The following is a 17285-nucleotide window of genomic DNA, read 5'->3' on the forward strand; positions in this document are numbered from 1 at the left end:
ATGTTGCCGGCCGCGCCGTTGCTGCTTTCGCTGGGCGCGCGGTCGAGCTTGTCGACCAGCGTGCGCACCAGCGCCACGCGCGCCGGATTGGCCGCGCGCAGGATCAATGAGTTGCTGCGCGGATCGGCCAGCAGCGTGGTGCGGAACGACGTATCGGTCGCGCCTGGTGCGGCCGCGTTCGGTGCGGCGGTGCCCGCCGCACCCGAGCCGCCGCTGTCGACGAGACGGGTGATCAACGGCAGCATGTCGGTGGCGATCGAGTGCCTGAGCTGGATGATCTCGACGTCGGACGCATTGGGTACGTCGAGCGAGGCGATGATGCGCGCCAGCCGGCGCATGTTGTCGGCGTAGTCGGTGATCACGAGCGAGTTGTTGCCCGGATTCACGTTGATGGTGTTGTTCGGCGGAATCAGCGGGCGCAGCACCGGCAGCAGGTTGTTCGGCGACTCGTAGTTGAGGCGGAAGATCTGCGTGACGATCTGGTTGCCGCCGCTCGACGCGGTGGCGCTGATGGAGGTGTTGACGGTGCTGCTCTGCAGCTTGGCGCTGGCCTCGGGCACCACCTTGTAGAGGCCGTCGGCTTCCACCAACGCGAAGCCCCGCAGGCGCAGCGCCGCGGCAAACTGGTCGAAGGCGGCCGCCGGCTGGATCGCGCGGTCGGTGACGAGGTTCATCGTGCCCTTGACGCGCGGGTCGACCACCACGTCGCGGCCGGTGACCACCGCCATGGTGCGGGCCACGGCCTCGATGTCGGCATTGGAGAAGTTCAGCGTGATCGGCCCGCCGCGAACAGGCGCCACTGCAGCGTCTGTCGATGCGGATGTCTCCGGCGACCGTGTCTCGGCAACGGTCTGCAGCGTGACCCGCAGCGAATTGCCTCGTATCTCTGCCTTGTACGGCGTCGGCTGCCTGAGATTCAATACCACCCGGCTGCGCTCGCCTGCCTGAACCACATTGATCGAGCGCAGGTTGGGTTGATTCACTTCGATGGCCGCACGTCCGACATCGCTTGCGACGCCGGGGAAATCCAGTGCGATGCGCGCGGGGCTCTGGACTGAAAACCCGCTGGGCACGGCGGCGAGCGATTGCGCCAGATCGATCTGGATCACCTCGACGCCCTGTTGGATGGAGGCTGCAACCGCCTTGATCGAATTTTGCGCACAGGCGGCGCTGAACGTGCCGGCGGCAAGCAGGCTCAAGCACACGGCGCGAACGCAGCGCGCAATGACGATCGACCTCCTCATGCGCCAGCGCCGAGACAACTTGTTGTTGTCCTGCAATCGAGAAGGGAAGGGGCGCATCGCGTGCGCAGAGTCTTCCACTTGTGCGTGGTTCGTTTCAGATCGAATGGCCGAGCACCATCACGGCATACGGTTCAACCGACAGCGTAAGCCTGCTCAGGCCGAGCGAGGTCGAACCCTTGGTCAGTGCGACGGACGGGGGATTCATCGTGGCACGCGGCAAGCGCACGGGAAAAGGGAGCAGCATGAGATACGCGTCAACGGCGGTTTAAATTTGGATGTCGATCACACGCCGCTGCGGCTTCGTCGACCCTCAAGAGTCGCGTTCGCATTCACTGCCCGTCCTCGCCCACAAAAGATGCGGTTCTTCCGGCGACGAGGGCACATGTGTCATTCGGTAACTTTGCGCGCCGATTGTCTGCCAAAACGTGTACTTTGCGCCAGCCATGAAAAATGGAATTCAGATACTCAGCTTTCAGGGTAATTGCCGAGGGCACAGAATGGCAGACCGCCCGTTTCGATGTCGATGACGCTCACTTCCTCCGTCCCCGTACAGCCCACGCTGCGGCTCGCGTTCGCGCTGTCGATGGGCGCGGCGGTGTCGCTCGGCATCACTCGCATTGCATATGCGCTGCAGGAGACGTCATGACCGGGTTTGCCTTGTTCGAGACTTCCATCGGCATGTGCGCCTTGGCCTGGGGACCGCGCGGACTGGTCGGCGTGCAACTGCCTGCCGACAAGGGCGAGGCAGCCACGCGGGCGCGGATGAAGCAACGCTTCCCTGAACTGAGCGAAGGGCCGCCGAGCGAGGCGGCGCAACGCGCCATCACCGCCATCCAGGGCCTGCTGCAAGGCGTGCACGACGACCTGGGCCACATCGAACTCGACATGCGCGGCGTGTCTGAGTTTCACCAGCGCATCTACGCGATCGCACGGCGCATTCCACCTGGGCAGACGCGCACCTATGGCGAGATCGCCGAGGAGCTGGGCGACAAGGGCCTGTCGCGTGCCGTGGGCCAGGCCATGGGCCACAACCCGTTCGCGCCGGTGGTGCCTTGCCATCGGGTTCTGGCGGCGGGCAACAAGCCCGGCGGCTTCTCGGCCGGCGGCGGCGCGCTGACCAAGCTGCGCATGCTCGACATCGAGGATGCGCGGCCTAACGGGATGGCTTCGCTTTTTTAGCGGCGCTTCCCCGCAGCTCAGGTGACCGGCACCGGCAACCGATGCAGCCCCGCAATGCGCGACGCGAAGATGATCGCCGCCTGCAGCACGAACCCTGCGAGCGCCAGCAGCAGGCAGGCCGGCTCGCCCCAGGCGGCCCCGACCACGCCGCCCAGTGCTGCGCCGATGGGCCGCGCCCCCGCATTGATCGTGAGGAACACGGCCGACACCCGGCCCAGCATCGTCGCTGCCGTCACGCTCTGGCGCAGCGTGGTCGTGGTAATGACCCACACCATCGGACCCGCGCCGAACAGAAAGAACGAGAGCGCGGCCAGCGCGGCGGTCGGTACGACGAGCGTGGCCGCCATCGCCGCCGCTGCAACAACCGCGACCGCGGGCCCGACCTGGATCGCGCGGCCGAACGCCAGGCACGCCACTGCGCGCGGCGTCAGCAGCGCGCCGACGACCATGCCCGCGCCATACATCGCCAGCGTGAGGCCGACCGCCTGCGCGCCCAGGCCAAGCACCCGCACCGCATAGGGCACGTAGCCGGCCTGCAGCACGAACCACGAGATGTTGAAGACCGCGCCGGTCATCAGCATCGGGCGCAGCATCTCGTGCCGCCAGACGAAGCGCGCGCCATCGCGCACCTCGAGCAGCGGATGCCGTCCGGAGGCGGGTGCGCGGGGCACCTCGCCCAATCGCAGCAGCAGGCCCACGGCCGCCACTGACAGCACCGCAGCCAGAACGAACGCGGCAGACGCACCGGCCCACGCCACCAGTGAGCCCGCGAGCGCGGGGCCGGCGGTGAATGCTGCGCTGCGCGCCAGTTCGAGCCGTCCGTTGGCCACGGCCAGCGCCTCACGCGGCACGAGTGCCGGCACCAGCGCGGGCGCCGCGACGCTGAAGCCCACGGTGCCCACCGCGCCCAGGAAACCAAGCGCGGCCAGCCAGCCGATGCTGAGCTTCGACGCGAACACCATCGCCAGCAACACGAGCAGCGACACCGCCCGCAGCCCCTCGGCCCAGACCATCAGCTGCCGCCGCGACATGCGGTCCGCGAGCAGGCCCATGGGCATCGAGACCAGCAGGAAGGGCAGTGTCTGCACCGCCGCGAGAAAGCCGATTTCGCCCGGCCCTGCGCCGAGCGCCAGCACGGCAACCAGTGGCACGGCCGCAAGGCTCAGTTGCTCGGCGGACTGCGCGGCAAGGTTGGACCAGGCCAGGTTCTGGAAGGAGGGGGGAAGGAATGTAGGGGGCATGCACTCATCTTGCGAGCGGCGAGCTCGTGGCGCCGGCCGTTTCCGGACGCACGAGCATCCGCCGCACGCCGATCGACTACGCGCCCTGGGCCTGCATCTCCACGAACCATTCGGCCATGTACGCCGCTTCCGGCGCGGCATCGGGCGCCAGGCCGTAGTAGTACCGCTCCAGCGGCATGCGCAGCGTGGGCAGCGGCGACTGCAGGCGGCCCGAGGCCAGGTCGTGCGCCACCAGCGATGTCGGCGCCAGCGCAATGCCAAGCCCATCGACCGCGGCCTGCAGCACGAAGTGCAGGTGGTCGAACTGCAGCCGGCCCGCCGGCCGCGCGCGCGGCGCGCCGACCTGCTTCCTCCAGTCGTCCCAGTCGTCCTTGCGGGTCCTGGCCGACAGCAGCACGTGTGAGGCGAGCGCGCGCAGGTCGTCCAACGGATGGGCCTTGAACAGCGAGGGCGCACCGACCACCAGCACCTCGTCTTCGAGAAAGGGCTGCACCCCCATCGAGGACGGCCAGCCTTCCAGGCCGCGACGCACCGCGATGTCGAAGCTGCCGACGGCCTGTTCGGGCATGACGGTGCTGGTGACGACTTGCGGCTCGATGTCGGGGTGGCGCTCGACGAAGGAGGGCAGGCGTGGAATGAGCCAGCGCACCGCGAAAGAAGGGCGCACGTTGATCCGCACCGCGCGGGCCGCCTCCCGCGACTGCAGCGCCCGCGCCGCCGCGCCGATCTGTGCAAGCGCTGGCTCCACCTCCGCGAAGAACTGCTGTCCCTCGGCAGTCAGCGCCACCTGCCGGATGCGGCGCTCGAACAGCGAGATGCCAAGGAACTCCTCCAGGCTCTTGATCTGCCGGCTCACCGCGCTGTGCGTGACGTGCAGCTCGAGCGCCGCACGCGTGAAGCTCAGGTGACGTGCCGCGGCGGTAAAGGCGCGCACGGCGTTGAGGGGAGGCTCTCGAAGCGGCATGCGTGCAATTTTCTCACGCATGACGGGCGTTAATGTCGTTTGTCGGCGGGGCAGGCGGCGGCGCACCATCAGCGCTCGATGTCTCGCACCCGACCCGCTTCCAGCCCCACGTCCACCGACCTGAATTCCCGCCACGCGGCGATGGCTCTCGGCCTTTCACTGCCGGCCGACGTGGTGCTCTACCTGCTGCTGCCGATGTACGCCAGCCAGTTCGGCGTGACGCTTGCCGAGACCGGCATGCTGCTCGCGGCCAACCGCCTGGTGCGCATCGCCGGCTATGGTTTCGTCGCGCGCTTCTACGCCCGCAACGGCGACCGGCTGACCTGCACCATTGCGGTGGTGGCGGCTGCCGTGTGCGGCTTGGGCTACGCCACGCTTTCGGGCTTCTGGGCGCTGCTGCCGCTGCGGCTGATGTGGGGCCTGTGCTTCGCGGCGCTGAACCTGTCGACGCAGGCGCTGGCCACGGCCGACCCGGTGGGTGCCGCGCGGCGCAACGGGCGTTCGCGCGCCTTCATTGCGGTGGGGCCGGTGCTCGCGCTGCCGCTGGGCGCGTTGCTGGCGCACTGGACGGGGCCGCGCGCGATCTTCGGCATCCTCGCGGTGTTCTCGCTGCTTGCGTGGTGCGTCACGCGGCGGCTTCCGGCGGCGCCGCATCCCGTGACCAGGCCGGCGAAGCGCTTCAAGCTGCCCAACAGCCTGGACGGCTGGTCGTTCATGGAAGGGCTGACGCTCGACGGGCTCTTCATCGTCGGCCTCTCTTACCTGGGCAAGGACCTGCTGCCGGGCGGCGCCGTGATCGTCGCCGGCGTACTGATGGCGTTGCGCTACCTCGCGGAGATTCTGCTGAGCCCGGTGGGCGGGCGCATGGCAGAGCATTTCGGCGCCGAGCGCCTGCTTGTGAGCCTGTCGCTCGTCACCGCCATCGCGCTCGTGGGCTTCGGCCTCGGCTGGCTGTGGAGCTGCGCGGCGCTGATCGTGGTGCTGCGCGCCCTGCAGCTGCCGCTGTTGCCGCCCATCGTGGCCCGCCGCACGCCGGGGCCGGAGCGTTTGCAGGCGCTGGCGGCCCGCTCCGTGTGGCGCGACATCGGCGCCGGCACCGGGCCGCTGATCGCGGGCCTGCTGCTGCCGGTCGCGTCGCCGCCGTGGATCTATGGCGTGGCTGCCTCGCTGCTCGCGCTGATGGCGCTGGCCTGCGGCTGGAGTGCATCGCCACCTGAAGCCGAAGCCGCGCGCACGGCCGGTTGACCGGTCACATGCCTCCTTCAGGAATCATCGCCATGACCACACTGCTACTCCATCGACGTTCGCCCAAGAAAAAGCCCGCATCAGCGGGCTTCCTGGAGCGGTCTGCACCGACAGAATCAACGCACCCAGTGGCAAACACGGTGGTGATGACGTGCATCCCACTTGCACACCTTGTGCTTCTTGGGGTGGTACGGCGCTGCCGAGGCGATGCTCGGTGCCAGCATGGCGAGGCCGGCGAACGCGAGGATGCTGGAGAGGATGAGCTGCTTGGTCTTCATGGGGTTCTTTCTAAGCAAAGACATCGAAGAAATGCGTCATTCAACGGGCGCTCTTAAAAAACGATCAGAGTTCACATTCGGATGACGTTTTGTACGAACTAGGCGTGAAAAATCGCACAGATCAATGGGACCGAAATGTTGGGGCTAACCCGTATCAGGCCTGCCCGGGCAGCGCCGCCTGCTCCGTGCGCGCGTCGTGCCCGATGATCAGCACCAGCCCGAACGCCACCGCAGACAGCAGCGCCAGAAAGATCACCGCGTAGATGTCGTTGCCCATCCTGTCTTTCAGCGCGCCGAAGATCGTCGGGCCGATATAGCCGCCCAGGTTGCCGATGGAGTTGATCCACGCAATGCCCGCCGCAGCCGCCGTACCGCTCAGGATGGCGGTGGGCAGGGTCCAGAAGGTGGGCAGTGCGCTGAAGATGCCGAAGGCGGCGAGCGTCACGGCGGCCATCTTCGAAATGGGCGCGCTGGTCTGGGCGGCCAGCACCAGGCCGATGAAGATGCAGGCCAGCGGAATCAGCAGGAACCACTTGCGTTCCTTGCGCGCGTCGGAGGCACGCGTCCAGAACAGCATGGCGATGGCGCCGACCAGGTACGGGAAGGCGTTGATGAAGCCGATCTCCACGTTGCTCAGCCCGCCGAAGCCCTTGATGATCTGCGGCAGGAAGAAGCTCAGGCCGTACAGCGGCACGGTGATGCCCATGTAGACGAAGCCCAGCCCGATCACGCGCGGGTTCAGCAGCGACTGCTTCCACGAGATCGGGTTGATCGCCTCGCGGTTGCGGCGCTCCGTGTCGAGTGTCTGTTCCAGCCAGCTGTGCTCTTCCTTGGTGAGCCACTTGGCATCCTTCGGGCCGTCGGGCAGGTACATCAGCACGAAGAAGGTCAGGATCAGCGAAGGAAGCGCCTCCAGGATGAACAGCCACTGCCAGCCATGCATGCCGCCGATGCCGTCCATGTTCAGGATGTAGCCCGAGATCGGCGAGCCGATCACGGTCGAGATCGGAATGGCGAACATGAACCAGCCGACGATGCGCGCGCGGTACGCCGCCGGGAACCACAGCGTGATGTAGAAGATGACGCCCGGAAAGAAGCCGGCCTCCGCAATGCCCAGCAGGAATCGCACGATGTTGAAGCTGGTCGAGCCGCCCACCCATGCCTGGGCCGCCGAGAGGATGCCCCAGCTGAACATGATGCGGGCGATCCAGCGGCGCGCGCCGAAACGCTCCAGCGCCAGGTTGCTTGGCACCTCGAACAGGAAGTAGGCCAGGAAGAAGATGCCAGCCGCGCTGCCGAACACGGCGGCGGTGAAGCCCAGGTCCTTGGACATGGCCGCGCCTGCAAAGCCGAGGTTCACGCGATCGAGGTAGGCGATGAAGTAGCTGATCATCAGCAGCGGCAGGAGCCGCCAGCTGATCTTGGAGATGGCTCTTTGTTCGACGGTATTCATGGGTGTCTCCGGTGTTGGATGGTTTTATGGAGCTGGTCGGGAAGGGGGAAGGGCGGGCATTGCCGCCGGGGTGTCAAGGCTGCTGTTCCTGCTGCTTTTGCTGCGCCCTCATGATCTGGTGCCGCTGCCAGTAGTGCCCGGTGGCGGCCTTGAAGTTTTCCTTCTGCTTGCCCAGGCCCGCGAGCTTCACCTTGGTGGTGCGCGCGCCCAGCATGCCCTTGTCGTGGTGGGTGACGATGAGCGTGTCGCCGAAGCTGCCGTCCTTGTAGGTCAGGCCCTTGACCTCGTCCCACGCGATCGTCGAGCCGCCGTCGGCACTGGGGTGCATGCCGGCATAGGTGATGTCGATGCGGTCGCCGTTCTTCAGCGCGAAGCCGACCGGTGGAAAGTGCCGCAGCACGATGGCACGCTCTTCCTCGGTGGCCGGCTCGTAGCGGTAGGCCAGGCTCAGCTCGTGGTTCTGCACGAAGCGCTGCTCGTAGTCGCTCCACAGGCGTTGCTCGATGGCGGGGGCGGTCTCGATGTCGTCGGCCCACGAGGCTTGCGGTGCGGTCGCGACGATGGCGCCGTAGGCGCTCTCGGGCACGTGGTGGCCGACGTTGCGCATGCGCTCCAGCAGCGGAGGGTGGCTGTCGTAGGGGTGCGGCACGTCGGCGGTCTTCATCGCCTCGATGAACGCTTCGGAGCTGGCGTAGGGCGGCAGGCCGTCCGCCACGAAGCGGGCGATGCCCAGTGCGCCGTCATGCTCGCGGTTCTGCGCGAACAGCTTGTGCTCGACGTCGTTGCGGTAGCTCGCATAGGCGGAGATCTTGATGAGCGACTGCACGATGGCCTGCGGCGCCGTGAGGCCGGCGGCCACGCGGTCGGCCTTGTATTCGCGCTCGCGGCTGTCTCGCGCCAGGGCGAACGCGAAGATCATGCGGTACAGCCGCAGCAGGTAGTGCGCCACGATGGTGAGGCCGCCGCTGCGCATCTTCCAGGTGTACTGGTCGAACTGCAGCAGCTTGGGGCCGAGCGCCGCGCTGCTGCGGGTGTCGCCGCCGCCCAGGTGCGCCAGCTCGTGCGCGAGCACCGCATCGGCCTCGGCCTGGTCGAGCACGCGCAGCAGCGGAAGGCTGACGAACAGCGTGCGGCCCTGCAGGGTGCGGCCCCTGACTTCGCACGGTGCCTCGGTCACGAAGAAATTGGTGTCGATGCCGGCCACGATCTGGTCGGGTGGCGCCGTCTTCACGCGGCCTGCCAGCTGGCGGATGCGCTCCCACAGGCGCGGTGCGTCCGCCTGCGCGATCAGCTCGCCCTCGATCTCGTTGCCCCAGGGCAGCTTCTTGAACAGCGTGTAGATCGCGTAGAACACCGCGGCCCCGGCCATGATGCCCGCCAGCGCGATCAGCTTGACGTAGTAGCTCTGCCAGAAATAGGCCGTGAGCCAGAACGACAGCCACACCAGCATCGCGCTCTGCAGCACGACCTCAAGCGCGCTCGACACCGTCATCAGCCGCCAACCCGCGACGAAGCTGGCGTAGCGCAGCCCGCGGTTGGCGAAGGCCAGCGCGCCCAGCACCAGCGCCGCCGCGAGCAGCGCAGCACCGAGCACGATGGTCCAGACAGCGGCGCGGTCGGCCCAGTGGAACTGCCATTGCATCGAGTAGGGGCTGCACACCTTGTCGTGGAAGTTCCTGTCTTCCGGCGCGGTGGCGTCGCAGGCCCTGGAAAGCGGATGGCTGCGATAGAAATCGGTGGCTTCGGCCTTGTCCTTGGACGAGAGCTGCGCATCGCCGGCGATGCGCTTCTCTATCGATTGCAGGAACGCCGCATCCTGCGAACGCAGCGCGTATTCGGTGAAGGCCAGCGTTGCCGCGGGAATGGCGAACAGTGACACGAGCGTGAGAACGAAAACGCGCAAGAGGTCTGCGTGGATCGTGCGGGCGAGGGCCATAAGAGTGATGCTCCTTCCTGGATAGCGGATGCTGTGAGTTGTTGTGGGGCGGTCCGGAAAGGCGATAGGGTAGCGGGTGCGGCGCGTGGAGTGAAGCCTGCTGCAGCGTCAAGCGGCGCGGGGCACCGACCAGCCGCCGAGCAAGGTTATGCCCTTTGCATTCTTCTGATTCGCGGGGTGCAGGTATAGCCTTGGCGATCATCCGTGGCCGCAAGCTTCGTCATCACTTCTTCTGTGCTTTCTTCCCATTTCAGGCTCGCGGCCATTCGAGCAATCGTTTCGAGGAGTCGCATCGCATGAGTGCTGGGTCAAACGGACAGATGCTGGCAGCCACGCTGCCTTCGGTAGTGGCGGAGCTCAACTACCTGAAGGCGGGCCAGGGCCGGCCCGTGAGCTACACCTTCGAGCCGCCGCCGGGCACGCCCTGGGTGGCTGGCGAACTGGAGCCGCGCCGCGTGACGATCCGCGATGGCCGCCCGCTGGTGGCGCTGAACGAACTGACGCTGGACCGCAGCGGCTTCACGCAGATTTCGCATCGCAGCGCGCTCGCCGATTTCTCGCGTGACGAAACGATCCGCGACATCTACTACCGCGAGTCCGAGGCCTTGCTGCGCGACCTCACCGGTGCCGAGAAGATCGTCGTGTTCGACCACACGCTGCGTGACAGCGCACAAGGCTCGCGCCGCACGGCCGAACTGCGCGAGCCGGTGCGTCGCGTGCACAACGATCAGACTTTCGTTTCCGCGCCGCGCCGCGTGCGCGACCATCTGCCCCCCGAAGAGGCCGAGGAACGCCTGAAGCAGCGCTTCGCGATCATCAACCTGTGGCGCCCGCTGGCCACGGTCGAGCGCTTGCCGCTTGCGCTGTGCGATACACGCTCCATTTCACTGCAAGACATGGTGCCGAGCGACCTCGTCTATCCGGACAAGGTCGGCGAAATCTATTCCTTCACCTGGAACCCGAACCACCGGTGGTACTGGTTCCCGCGCCTGCGGCCCGACGAGGCGCTGCTGCTGAAAATCTACGACTCGCGCGAAGACGGCGTGGCGCGCTTCACCGCGCACACCGCGTTCGAAGACCCGACCGGTTCGCGCGAGGCGCCGCCTCGCCGCAGCATCGAACTGCGCGCGCTGGTGTTCTGGCCCGCCGGCAAGTAAGTCGAAACCGTTCATCCGGGCGAAGTCTTCGCAGCCTCGCGCCTGCGCGATTCTTTGGCCAGGATTAGCTCTGGCCAGAAGCAGACCCCACGCCTGCAGCGATTGCCGTGCTTGACGACAATCGGTTCAATGCGTTCTTCCCCCTTCTTCAAGATGGCCCTGCTGCTGGGCCTGCTCTCGGCCATCGGGCCATTCGCCATCGACATGTACCTGCCGGCGCTGCCCGCCATCGGACAAAGCCTGCGCGCCGACATCGGCGCCGTGCAGATGAGCCTCACGGCCTTCTTCCTGTCGCTCGGCGCGGGCCAGCTGCTGTACGGGCCGATCTCCGACATGGTGGGCCGCAAGCCGCCGCTGTATGCGGGGCTGCTGCTGTTCGCGCTCGCCAGCGTGGGCTGCGCGATGGCGACCGACATCCAGACGCTGATCGTGCTGCGCTTCGTCCAGGGCCTGGGCGCCGCGGCCGGCATGGCGATCCCGCGTGCGGTGGTGCGCGACCTGCACACGGGCACCGATGCCGCACGGCTCATGTCGCTGCTGATGCTGGTGTTCAGCGTGTCGCCAATCCTCGCGCCGCTCGCGGGCAGCGCGGTGATCGCGGTTGCGGGCTGGCGCGGCGTGTTCTGGGCCGTGACCGTCGCGGCCGTCGCGGGCCTCGCGATGATGGTCAAGCTGCTCGACGAAACGCGCCCCGCCTCGGAACGCGTCGAGAGCAGCCTCGGCAGCGCGTTGTCAGCCTACTGGCTGCTGCTGCGCGACGCGCACTACCTCGGGCTGGTGTTCATCGGCAGCTTCGCGATGGCGGGCTTCTTCACCTACCTCGCGAATTCATCGTTCGTGATGATCGACCACTACGGCCTGTCGCCCGCGCTCTACAGCGTGGCCTTCGGCGTGAACGCGGCGGCCTTCATCGGGGCCTCGCAATTCACCGGCTCGCTGGGCGAGCGCTACGGGCTGGTCAATCTCGTGAAGTTCGGCGTGGTGTGCTGCGGTGTTGCAATGCTCGCGATGTTCGCCTACTTCGCGATGGGCGGCGACAGCCTCTGGGTGCTCATCGTGCTGTACTTCATCGCCTCGGGCTTCATGGGACTGGTGATCCCGACCACCGGCGTGCTGGCGCTCGAGAAGCACGGCGCGATCGCAGGCACCGCCTCGGCGCTGCTCGGTACGCTGCAGATGCTGACGGGCGCACTGGCGATGGCGGTGGTGGGCTTTTTCACCGACGGCCGGCCGCTGCCGATGGTGGCCGGCATGGCCGGTGGCGCGCTCATCGCACTGGTGCTGACCTGGCTCACGCTGGGCGGCGTGGGCTCCGAACAGGCGCGCAGGGCGCAGCGGGCCTGATGAACACGGTACGCGCAGGCGCCGGGCTCCCGGTGGCCGAAGACCACGACGATGCAGCCCGCAAACCCTTGGACGGGCTGGCCCTGCCGGAGCGCGGCTGGGCAATGCTGGTCATCATCCTCGGGCTGATCGTGGCGGTGCTCGACGGCACCATCGTCAACCTCGCACTGCCGGGCATCGCGCGTGAGCTGCAGGCCAGCCCGTCCCAGGCGATCTGGGTGGTCAATGCGTACCAGATCGCGACGCTGGTGATGCTGCTGCCGCTGGCTTCGCTGGGCGATCTCGTGGGCTACCGGCGCGTGTACCTCGTGGGCATGGCGGTGTTCGCGCTGTCGTCGCTGGCCGCCACGTTTGCCAATTCGCTCGGCACGCTGATCGCCGCACGTGCCTTCCAGGGGCTGGGCGCCGCCGGCATCATGAGCGTGAACGCGGCGCTGGTGCGGCTGACGTATCCGTCGGCGCAGCTGGGCAAGGGCATGGCCATCAACTCGCTGGTGGTCGCGACGTCTTCCGTGGCCGGGCCTTCGGTGGCTGCGGCCATCCTGTCGGTGGCCTCGTGGCCGTGGCTCTTCGCCATCAACGTGCCGCTGGGCATCGTCACCTTCGCGCTGGGCATGCGGGCGCTGCCGTTCAACCGCGTGGCGCCGGCTGCGGGGCTGCGGTTCTCGCCGGTCGACGTGGCGCTCAACGTGCTGATGTTCTCGCTCGTGTTCCTCGGTGTGGACCGGCTCGGCGTGCGCGAGGGGGCGGTGCAGGGCGCTGGCGGTTCGCAGGCCTCGGCCTGGGGCATCCTGCTGGCCGGGGTGGTGGTCGGCTTCATCTACCTGCAGCGCCAGCGCAGGCAGGCAGTGCCGCTGTTCCCCATCGACCTGCTGCGCATTCCGGTGTTCGCGCTGTCGATGGGCACCTCGGTCGCCGCGTTCTGCGCTCAGATGCTGGCCTACATCGCGCTGCCATTCCTGCTGCTGGACGTGTACGGGCGCAGCCACATCGAGGCCGGGCTGCTGATCACGGCATGGCCGCTGGCCATCGTGGTGATGGCGCCCATCGCCGGGCGCCTGATCGGCCGCTACCCCGACGGGCTGCTGGGCGGCATCGGGCTGGGCCTGCTGGCCAGCGGCCTGGCGCTGCTGGCGGCGCTGCCTGCGCACCCGGGCGATGCCGACATCGCCTGGCGCATGGCGCTGTGCGGGCTGGGCTTCGGACTGTTCCAGTCGCCCAACAACCACACCATCGTGACCTCTCCGCCCGCGCACCGCAGCGGCGCGGCCAGCGGCATGCTGGGCACGGCCCGGCTGACCGGGCAGACGCTGGGGGCGGTGGTGCTGGCGGGCGTCTTCAGTGTCTGGAGCCCGCACGGGGGGCATGGCCCGGTGGTGGCGCTGGTGCTGGCAGCCAGCTGTGCCGCGGTGGCGGCGGTTTTCAGCACCCTGCGCCTCAGGACGTAAGGCCGGGCGAGGGCGGTTAATTGGTTTCAATCCCAGGCCCCGGCGGCTGAATGAGTTAGGGTACTCACCTATGACGGAAGTACCTGACACCGTGGTCTGCCCGGGTTGCGATGCGGTCTACAGCCGCACGCCGCTGCAGCCGCGCGACGTGGCGCACTGTCCGCGCTGCGGCACCGAGCTCGACCGGCACCCCGGCCGGCAGGAGCGCCGCATTCTCCCGCTGACGGTGGCCTGCCTGATCATGTTCGCCATCGCGAACCTGTTTCCCATCGTCGAGATCGAGCTTCAGGGCCTGCGCAGCCAGACCACGCTGGCCGGCGCGGTGGTGGCGCTGGGCGCCGAGGGCATGTCGGTGGTGGCGCTGCTGGTGCTGGCCACGACCATTCTTTTTCCCTTCCTGCAGCTGTGCATCCTCGCGTACCTGCTGGTTCCGCTGAGTCGCGAGCGCCGGCCCGGGGGCTTCGCGCTGCTGGTGCGGCTGATGCAGTCGCTGCGGCCCTGGGGAATGATCGAAGTGTTCCTGCTCGGCGTGCTGGTGGCCATCGTCAAGCTCTCCAGCATGGCGACCGTGGTGCCGGGCGCGGCGCTATGGGCCTTCATGGCGCTCACGGTCATGCTGACGGTGGTGCTGTCGTTCAACCCCGGCGCGTTCTGGGAAATGACGTTTCGACCGAAGGGCGAGGCGCAGGATGAAGGAGCGCCGGCATCATGAAGCTGTTCGCCTTCCCGTGGCCGCGCGAACCCCGCGAGGCCGACGATGCTCACGACCTCCACGACGAAGACGCGCATGTCCCCACCGCCGCCTCGCTCGGCCTCACGGCCTGCCCACACTGCGCCGCCGTCTGGAAGGGGGCCCAAGAGGGCGAGGCCTGCGGCCGCTGCGGCACGCGCCTGCACACGCGCAAGCCGCAGAGCCTGAACCGCACCTGGGCCCTGCTGATCGCGGCGTGCATGATGTACATCCCGGCCAACCTGCTGCCGGTGATGATCACGCGCACGCTGTTCGGCACGCAGAACGACACCATCCTGAGCGGGGTGATCTATTTCTGGGTATCGGGCGCCTACGGCCTCGCGGCCATCGTATTCATCGCGAGCTTCCTGGTGCCGCTGTTCAAGCTGGCGGTGCTTTTCCTGCTCGTGGTGCTGGCGCAGCGCGGCAGTACCTGGCGCCGGCGCGAGCGGGCGAAGCTGTATCACATCATCGAGGTCATCGGCCGCTGGTCGATGCTCGACGTGTTCGTGGTGTCGCTGCTGACCGGGCTGGTGCAGATCCAGGGTTTCGCGGTCATCACCGCGGGCGTGGGCATCGCGGCCTTCGGGTCGGTGGTGGTGCTGACCATGCTGGCCTCGCTGAGCTTCGACCCGAAGCTCACGTGGGACAGCGAAGTGGCACAGGGACATGAAATCAGAGACGAGAAACCAGCATGAGTGAAGAAGACCAACCCCAGGACAAACCGACGCCCCCGCCCGCGCTGCCCAGGCCGCGCGTGGTGCGCCGGCGCGAATGGCTGCCCTCGCTGATCTGGCTGATTCCCATCGTGGCTGCGCTGGTCGGCATCACGCTGGTCGCACGCATCCTGCTGGAGCGCGGGCCCGAGGTGGTGCTGACCTTCAAGACGGCCGAGGGGCTGGAGGCCGGCAAGACCGCCGTGAAGTACAAGGACGTGCAGATCGGCCTCGTCACCCATCTGCGGCTGGCGCGCGACCGCTCGCACGTGCGCGTGCTGGTGCAGTTCAACAAGGACGCCAAGGGCTTCACCGCCGCGGACTCGCGCTTCTGGGTGGTGCGGCCCCGGCTCGACACCTCGGGCATCTCGGGGCTCAACACCTTGCTGTCGGGCGCTTACATCGGCGCCGACGCGGGCGTGTCGGAAGACACCGCGGGCGAGTTCACCGGGCTCGAAACCCCGCCCATCGTCACGCGCGACGACTCGGGCAAGCAGTTCCTGCTGCGCGCCAACGACGTGGGCTCGCTAGACGTGGGCTCGCCGGTGTACTTCAGGCGCATCAAGGTAGGGCAGGTGGCGGCCTACGAACTCGATGGCGATGGGCGCGGCGTGACCATGCGCGTCTTCGTGAACTCGCCCTACGACAAGTTCGTGGGCATGAACACGCGCTTCTGGCAGGCCAGCGGCATCGACGCGCAGCTCAGCGCCAGCGGCTTCACGCTGCGCACGCAGTCGCTGGCGACCATCCTGCTCGGCGGCATCGCCTTCCAGGCGCCCGACGACACGATGGGCCCGGTCGCGAAGGAGAATGCCGCCTTCGCGCTGGCGCAGGACGAAGCCGCCGCCATGAAGGAGCCCGACGGGCCTTCGCAACCGCTGCTGATGTACTTCAACCAGTCGCTGCGCGGCCTGACGCCGGGTGCGCCGGTGGATTTCCGCGGCGTGGTGATCGGCGAGGTCAAATCGATCGGCGTCGAGTTCGACCGTGCCGAGCGCGAGTTCCGCATGCCGGTGCTGGTGCAGGTCTACCCCGACCGGCTGCGCCGCCGCGCCGGCGAGAGCGGCACCGAATCGCGCGCCACCCAGCAGGAGCGGCTGCGCTTCCTGGCCGAGAAGGGCCTGCGCGCCCAGCTGCGCAACGGCAACCTGCTGACGGGGCAGGTCTACGTGGCGCTCGACTTCTTCCCGAAGGCGCCGCCGGTCAAGATCGACCTGACGAAGAATCCGGTCGAGCTGCCCACCGTGGCCAACAGCCTCGACGAGATTCAGTCGCAGGTGCAGGAAATCGCGACCAAGCTCAACAAGGTGCCGTATGAGCAGATCGCGGGCGACCTGCGCACCACGCTCGCGGCGCTCAACAAGACGCTGACGACCACCGAGCAGACGGTGAACCGCATCAACAACGACGTCACGCCCGAGCTGGCCGCGGCCATGAAGGACGTGCGCAAGACCGTGAGCTCGGCCGAGCGCACGCTGGCCGACGACTCGCCGCTGCAGCAGGACATGCGCCAGACGCTGCAGGAGCTGACGCGCGCCGCGGGCTCGGTGCGCGTGCTGACCGACTACCTCGAACGCCATCCCGAGTCGCTGCTGCGCGGCAAACCGGACGACAGGAAATGAAGAAGAACCTAGCCTTCCTCGCGCTGGCGGCCCTGCTCGCGGGCTGCGCCAGCAAGCCCGACAGCTACTACACGCTGGCCAGCCCGGTGGCCGCCGCCGAGGCTGCGCCTTCGACGCTCGGCAGCGCCGCGCCGCTCTACATCGAGCTCGCGCCCGTGGCCGTGCCCGAGCGCTTCGCGCGGCCGCAGATGGTGGTGCGCCAGCCCAACGGCAGCGTGCAGGTCGAGGTGCTGGAGCAGCACCGCTGGGCCTCTTCGTTCGAGAACGAGCTGCGCGATGCACTGGCCAGCGGCATCGCCGGGCGGCTCGGCGCGCTGGACGTGACCAAGGGCGGCCGGCAGGGCTCGCAGCCGGTGTGGCGCATCGCGGTGCAGCTGCGGCAGTTCGACGCGGTCGATGGCGGGCGCGTCGATGCCAGTTTCGGCTGGACGCTGCGGCGTTCGGACGAGGCACGCACGGTGGTGTGCCAGCTGGACCTCGGCGAGGCCGTGGGTACCGGGATGGACGCGGTGGCGCAAGGGGCGCAGCGCGTGGCGTCGGCGGCGGCCGCAGCGATGGCGCGCAGCGTGAATGCGGCGCGCGCGAATCCGTCGGCCACCGCCTGCGCGACGACCTGACCTCGTCTTTCTCCCTCCCCCTCCGGGGGACGGCTGGGGTTGGGGCGCGACGGCGGTCGATCGAGCATGGCGTATCGTGCGGGCAGCCCCCATCCCAACCTTCCCCCAGAG

Annotated in this window: 16 protein-coding genes; 10 read left to right on the plus strand and 6 right to left on the minus strand. The window is 67.9% G+C overall.

Translation table 11 applies throughout. The features are described from left to right. Positions 1-1244: secretin N-terminal domain-containing protein (locus tag AC1DFC_RS08130; RefSeq protein ID WP_478178938.1), on the minus strand; the 1244-nt coding region annotated here is incomplete at its 3' end. Between the two features lie 517 nt (positions 1245-1761). Between AC1DFC_RS08130 and AC1DFC_RS08135 the strand changes: the two genes are divergently transcribed. Further along, complete coding sequence (locus AC1DFC_RS08135; RefSeq protein ID WP_007827620.1) at positions 1762-1890, plus strand: hypothetical protein; 129 nt, start codon at positions 1762-1764, stop codon at positions 1888-1890. Next, positions 1887-2423: a methylated-DNA--[protein]-cysteine S-methyltransferase gene (locus tag AC1DFC_RS08140; protein WP_007827622.1), complete on the plus strand. Its 537-nt coding sequence runs from the start codon at positions 1887-1889 to the stop codon at positions 2421-2423. Before AC1DFC_RS08135 ends, AC1DFC_RS08140 begins: the two co-directional genes overlap by 4 nt. A gap of 17 nt (positions 2424-2440) precedes the next feature. Here the strand turns inward: AC1DFC_RS08140 and AC1DFC_RS08145 are convergent, their stop codons facing one another. Together AC1DFC_RS08145 and AC1DFC_RS08150 are read right to left on the minus strand one after the other, a co-directional pair. Continuing rightward, the gene (locus AC1DFC_RS08145) at positions 2441-3664 is read right to left on the minus strand and encodes an MFS transporter (RefSeq protein ID WP_413332706.1); all 1224 of its coding nucleotides are present in this window, start codon (positions 3662-3664) and stop codon (positions 2441-2443) included. A 76-nt stretch (positions 3665-3740) separates the two neighbouring features. Continuing rightward, positions 3741-4628 carry a LysR substrate-binding domain-containing protein gene (locus AC1DFC_RS08150; RefSeq protein WP_413332704.1) on the minus strand — a complete coding sequence of 296 codons (888 nt, stop codon included), beginning with the start codon at positions 4626-4628 and terminating at the stop codon, positions 3741-3743. A 78-nt stretch (positions 4629-4706) separates the two neighbouring features. Between AC1DFC_RS08150 and AC1DFC_RS08155 the strand changes: the two genes are divergently transcribed. Next, positions 4707-5873, plus strand: coding sequence for an MFS transporter (locus tag AC1DFC_RS08155; RefSeq protein WP_042672536.1), 1167 nt, complete (start codon positions 4707-4709; stop codon positions 5871-5873). A gap of 116 nt (positions 5874-5989) precedes the next feature. Here AC1DFC_RS08155 and AC1DFC_RS08160 read toward each other — a convergent pair whose 3' ends face one another. The 3 genes from AC1DFC_RS08160 to AC1DFC_RS08170 form a co-directional block, all read right to left on the minus strand. Then, entirely contained in the window at positions 5990-6151 is a 162-nt protein-coding gene (locus AC1DFC_RS08160; RefSeq protein ID WP_165403270.1) for an HHHH-motif protein, read from the minus strand. Positions 6152-6305: 154 nt separating this feature from the next. Next, positions 6306-7604, minus strand: a complete 1299-nt coding sequence (locus AC1DFC_RS08165; RefSeq protein ID WP_478178939.1) for an MFS transporter — start codon at positions 7602-7604, stop codon at positions 6306-6308. A gap of 73 nt (positions 7605-7677) precedes the next feature. Next, entirely contained in the window at positions 7678-9540 is a 1863-nt protein-coding gene (locus AC1DFC_RS08170) for a M48 family metallopeptidase (RefSeq protein WP_413332701.1), read from the minus strand. Positions 9541-9836: 296 nt separating this feature from the next. On the opposite strand from AC1DFC_RS08170, the gene AC1DFC_RS08175 reads away from it, so the two are divergent. From AC1DFC_RS08175 to AC1DFC_RS08205, 7 genes are all read left to right on the plus strand, one after another. Further along, positions 9837-10697 (plus strand): CmcJ/NvfI family oxidoreductase, encoded by an 861-nt coding sequence (locus AC1DFC_RS08175; protein ID WP_007827632.1) that lies wholly within the window; start codon positions 9837-9839, stop codon positions 10695-10697. A 129-nt stretch (positions 10698-10826) separates the two neighbouring features. Beyond that, positions 10827-12041, plus strand: a complete 1215-nt coding sequence (locus tag AC1DFC_RS08180) for a multidrug effflux MFS transporter (protein ID WP_007827633.1) — start codon at positions 10827-10829, stop codon at positions 12039-12041. Continuing rightward, on the plus strand, positions 12041-13489 hold the full coding sequence (locus AC1DFC_RS08185; RefSeq protein ID WP_007827634.1) for an MFS transporter: 1449 nt from the start codon (positions 12041-12043) through the stop codon (positions 13487-13489). The genes AC1DFC_RS08180 and AC1DFC_RS08185 overlap by 1 nt, the downstream gene beginning before the upstream one ends. Before the next feature lie 70 nt (positions 13490-13559). Further along, positions 13560-14201: a paraquat-inducible protein A gene (locus tag AC1DFC_RS08190; RefSeq protein ID WP_413332698.1), complete on the plus strand. Its 642-nt coding sequence runs from the start codon at positions 13560-13562 to the stop codon at positions 14199-14201. Beyond that, positions 14198-14917, plus strand: coding sequence for a paraquat-inducible protein A (locus tag AC1DFC_RS08195; RefSeq protein WP_478178940.1), 720 nt, complete (start codon positions 14198-14200; stop codon positions 14915-14917). Before AC1DFC_RS08190 ends, AC1DFC_RS08195 begins: the two co-directional genes overlap by 4 nt. After that, on the plus strand, positions 14914-16557 hold the full coding sequence (locus tag AC1DFC_RS08200) for a PqiB family protein (RefSeq protein ID WP_007827637.1): 1644 nt from the start codon (positions 14914-14916) through the stop codon (positions 16555-16557). Before AC1DFC_RS08195 ends, AC1DFC_RS08200 begins: the two co-directional genes overlap by 4 nt. Beyond that, complete coding sequence (locus AC1DFC_RS08205; protein ID WP_413316212.1) at positions 16554-17174, plus strand: PqiC family protein; 621 nt, start codon at positions 16554-16556, stop codon at positions 17172-17174. The genes AC1DFC_RS08200 and AC1DFC_RS08205 overlap by 4 nt, the downstream gene beginning before the upstream one ends. The last annotated feature ends 111 nt before the right edge of the window (positions 17175-17285 follow it).

It is taken from the genome of Variovorax sp. 10L421 (genome assembly GCF_056395365.1).

What these genes read in the sequence shown, in the direction of transcription:
- AC1DFC_RS08205 (WP_413316212.1), top strand. Translation starts at nt 16,554, where the DNA reads ATGAAGAAGAACCTAGCCTTCCTCGCGCTGGCGGCCCTGCTCGCGGGC.
- AC1DFC_RS08175 (WP_007827632.1), top strand. Translation starts at nt 9,837, where the DNA reads ATGAGTGCTGGGTCAAACGGACAGATGCTGGCAGCCACGCTGCCTTCG.
- AC1DFC_RS08165 (WP_478178939.1), bottom strand. Translation starts at nt 7,604, where the DNA reads ATGAATACCGTCGAACAAAGAGCCATCTCCAAGATCAGCTGGCGGCTC.
- AC1DFC_RS08135 (WP_007827620.1), top strand. Translation starts at nt 1,762, where the DNA reads ATGTCGATGACGCTCACTTCCTCCGTCCCCGTACAGCCCACGCTGCGG.
- AC1DFC_RS08155 (WP_042672536.1), top strand. Translation starts at nt 4,707, where the DNA reads ATGTCTCGCACCCGACCCGCTTCCAGCCCCACGTCCACCGACCTGAAT.
- AC1DFC_RS08160 (WP_165403270.1), bottom strand. Translation starts at nt 6,151, where the DNA reads ATGAAGACCAAGCAGCTCATCCTCTCCAGCATCCTCGCGTTCGCCGGC.
- AC1DFC_RS08140 (WP_007827622.1), top strand. Translation starts at nt 1,887, where the DNA reads ATGACCGGGTTTGCCTTGTTCGAGACTTCCATCGGCATGTGCGCCTTG.
- AC1DFC_RS08200 (WP_007827637.1), top strand. Translation starts at nt 14,914, where the DNA reads ATGAGTGAAGAAGACCAACCCCAGGACAAACCGACGCCCCCGCCCGCG.
- AC1DFC_RS08180 (WP_007827633.1), top strand. Translation starts at nt 10,827, where the DNA reads ATGCGTTCTTCCCCCTTCTTCAAGATGGCCCTGCTGCTGGGCCTGCTC.
- AC1DFC_RS08170 (WP_413332701.1), bottom strand. Translation starts at nt 9,540, where the DNA reads ATGGCCCTCGCCCGCACGATCCACGCAGACCTCTTGCGCGTTTTCGTT.
- AC1DFC_RS08150 (WP_413332704.1), bottom strand. Translation starts at nt 4,628, where the DNA reads ATGCCGCTTCGAGAGCCTCCCCTCAACGCCGTGCGCGCCTTTACCGCC.
- AC1DFC_RS08185 (WP_007827634.1), top strand. Translation starts at nt 12,041, where the DNA reads ATGAACACGGTACGCGCAGGCGCCGGGCTCCCGGTGGCCGAAGACCAC.
- AC1DFC_RS08195 (WP_478178940.1), top strand. Translation starts at nt 14,198, where the DNA reads ATGAAGCTGTTCGCCTTCCCGTGGCCGCGCGAACCCCGCGAGGCCGAC.
- AC1DFC_RS08190 (WP_413332698.1), top strand. Translation starts at nt 13,560, where the DNA reads ATGACGGAAGTACCTGACACCGTGGTCTGCCCGGGTTGCGATGCGGTC.
- AC1DFC_RS08145 (WP_413332706.1), bottom strand. Translation starts at nt 3,664, where the DNA reads ATGCCCCCTACATTCCTTCCCCCCTCCTTCCAGAACCTGGCCTGGTCC.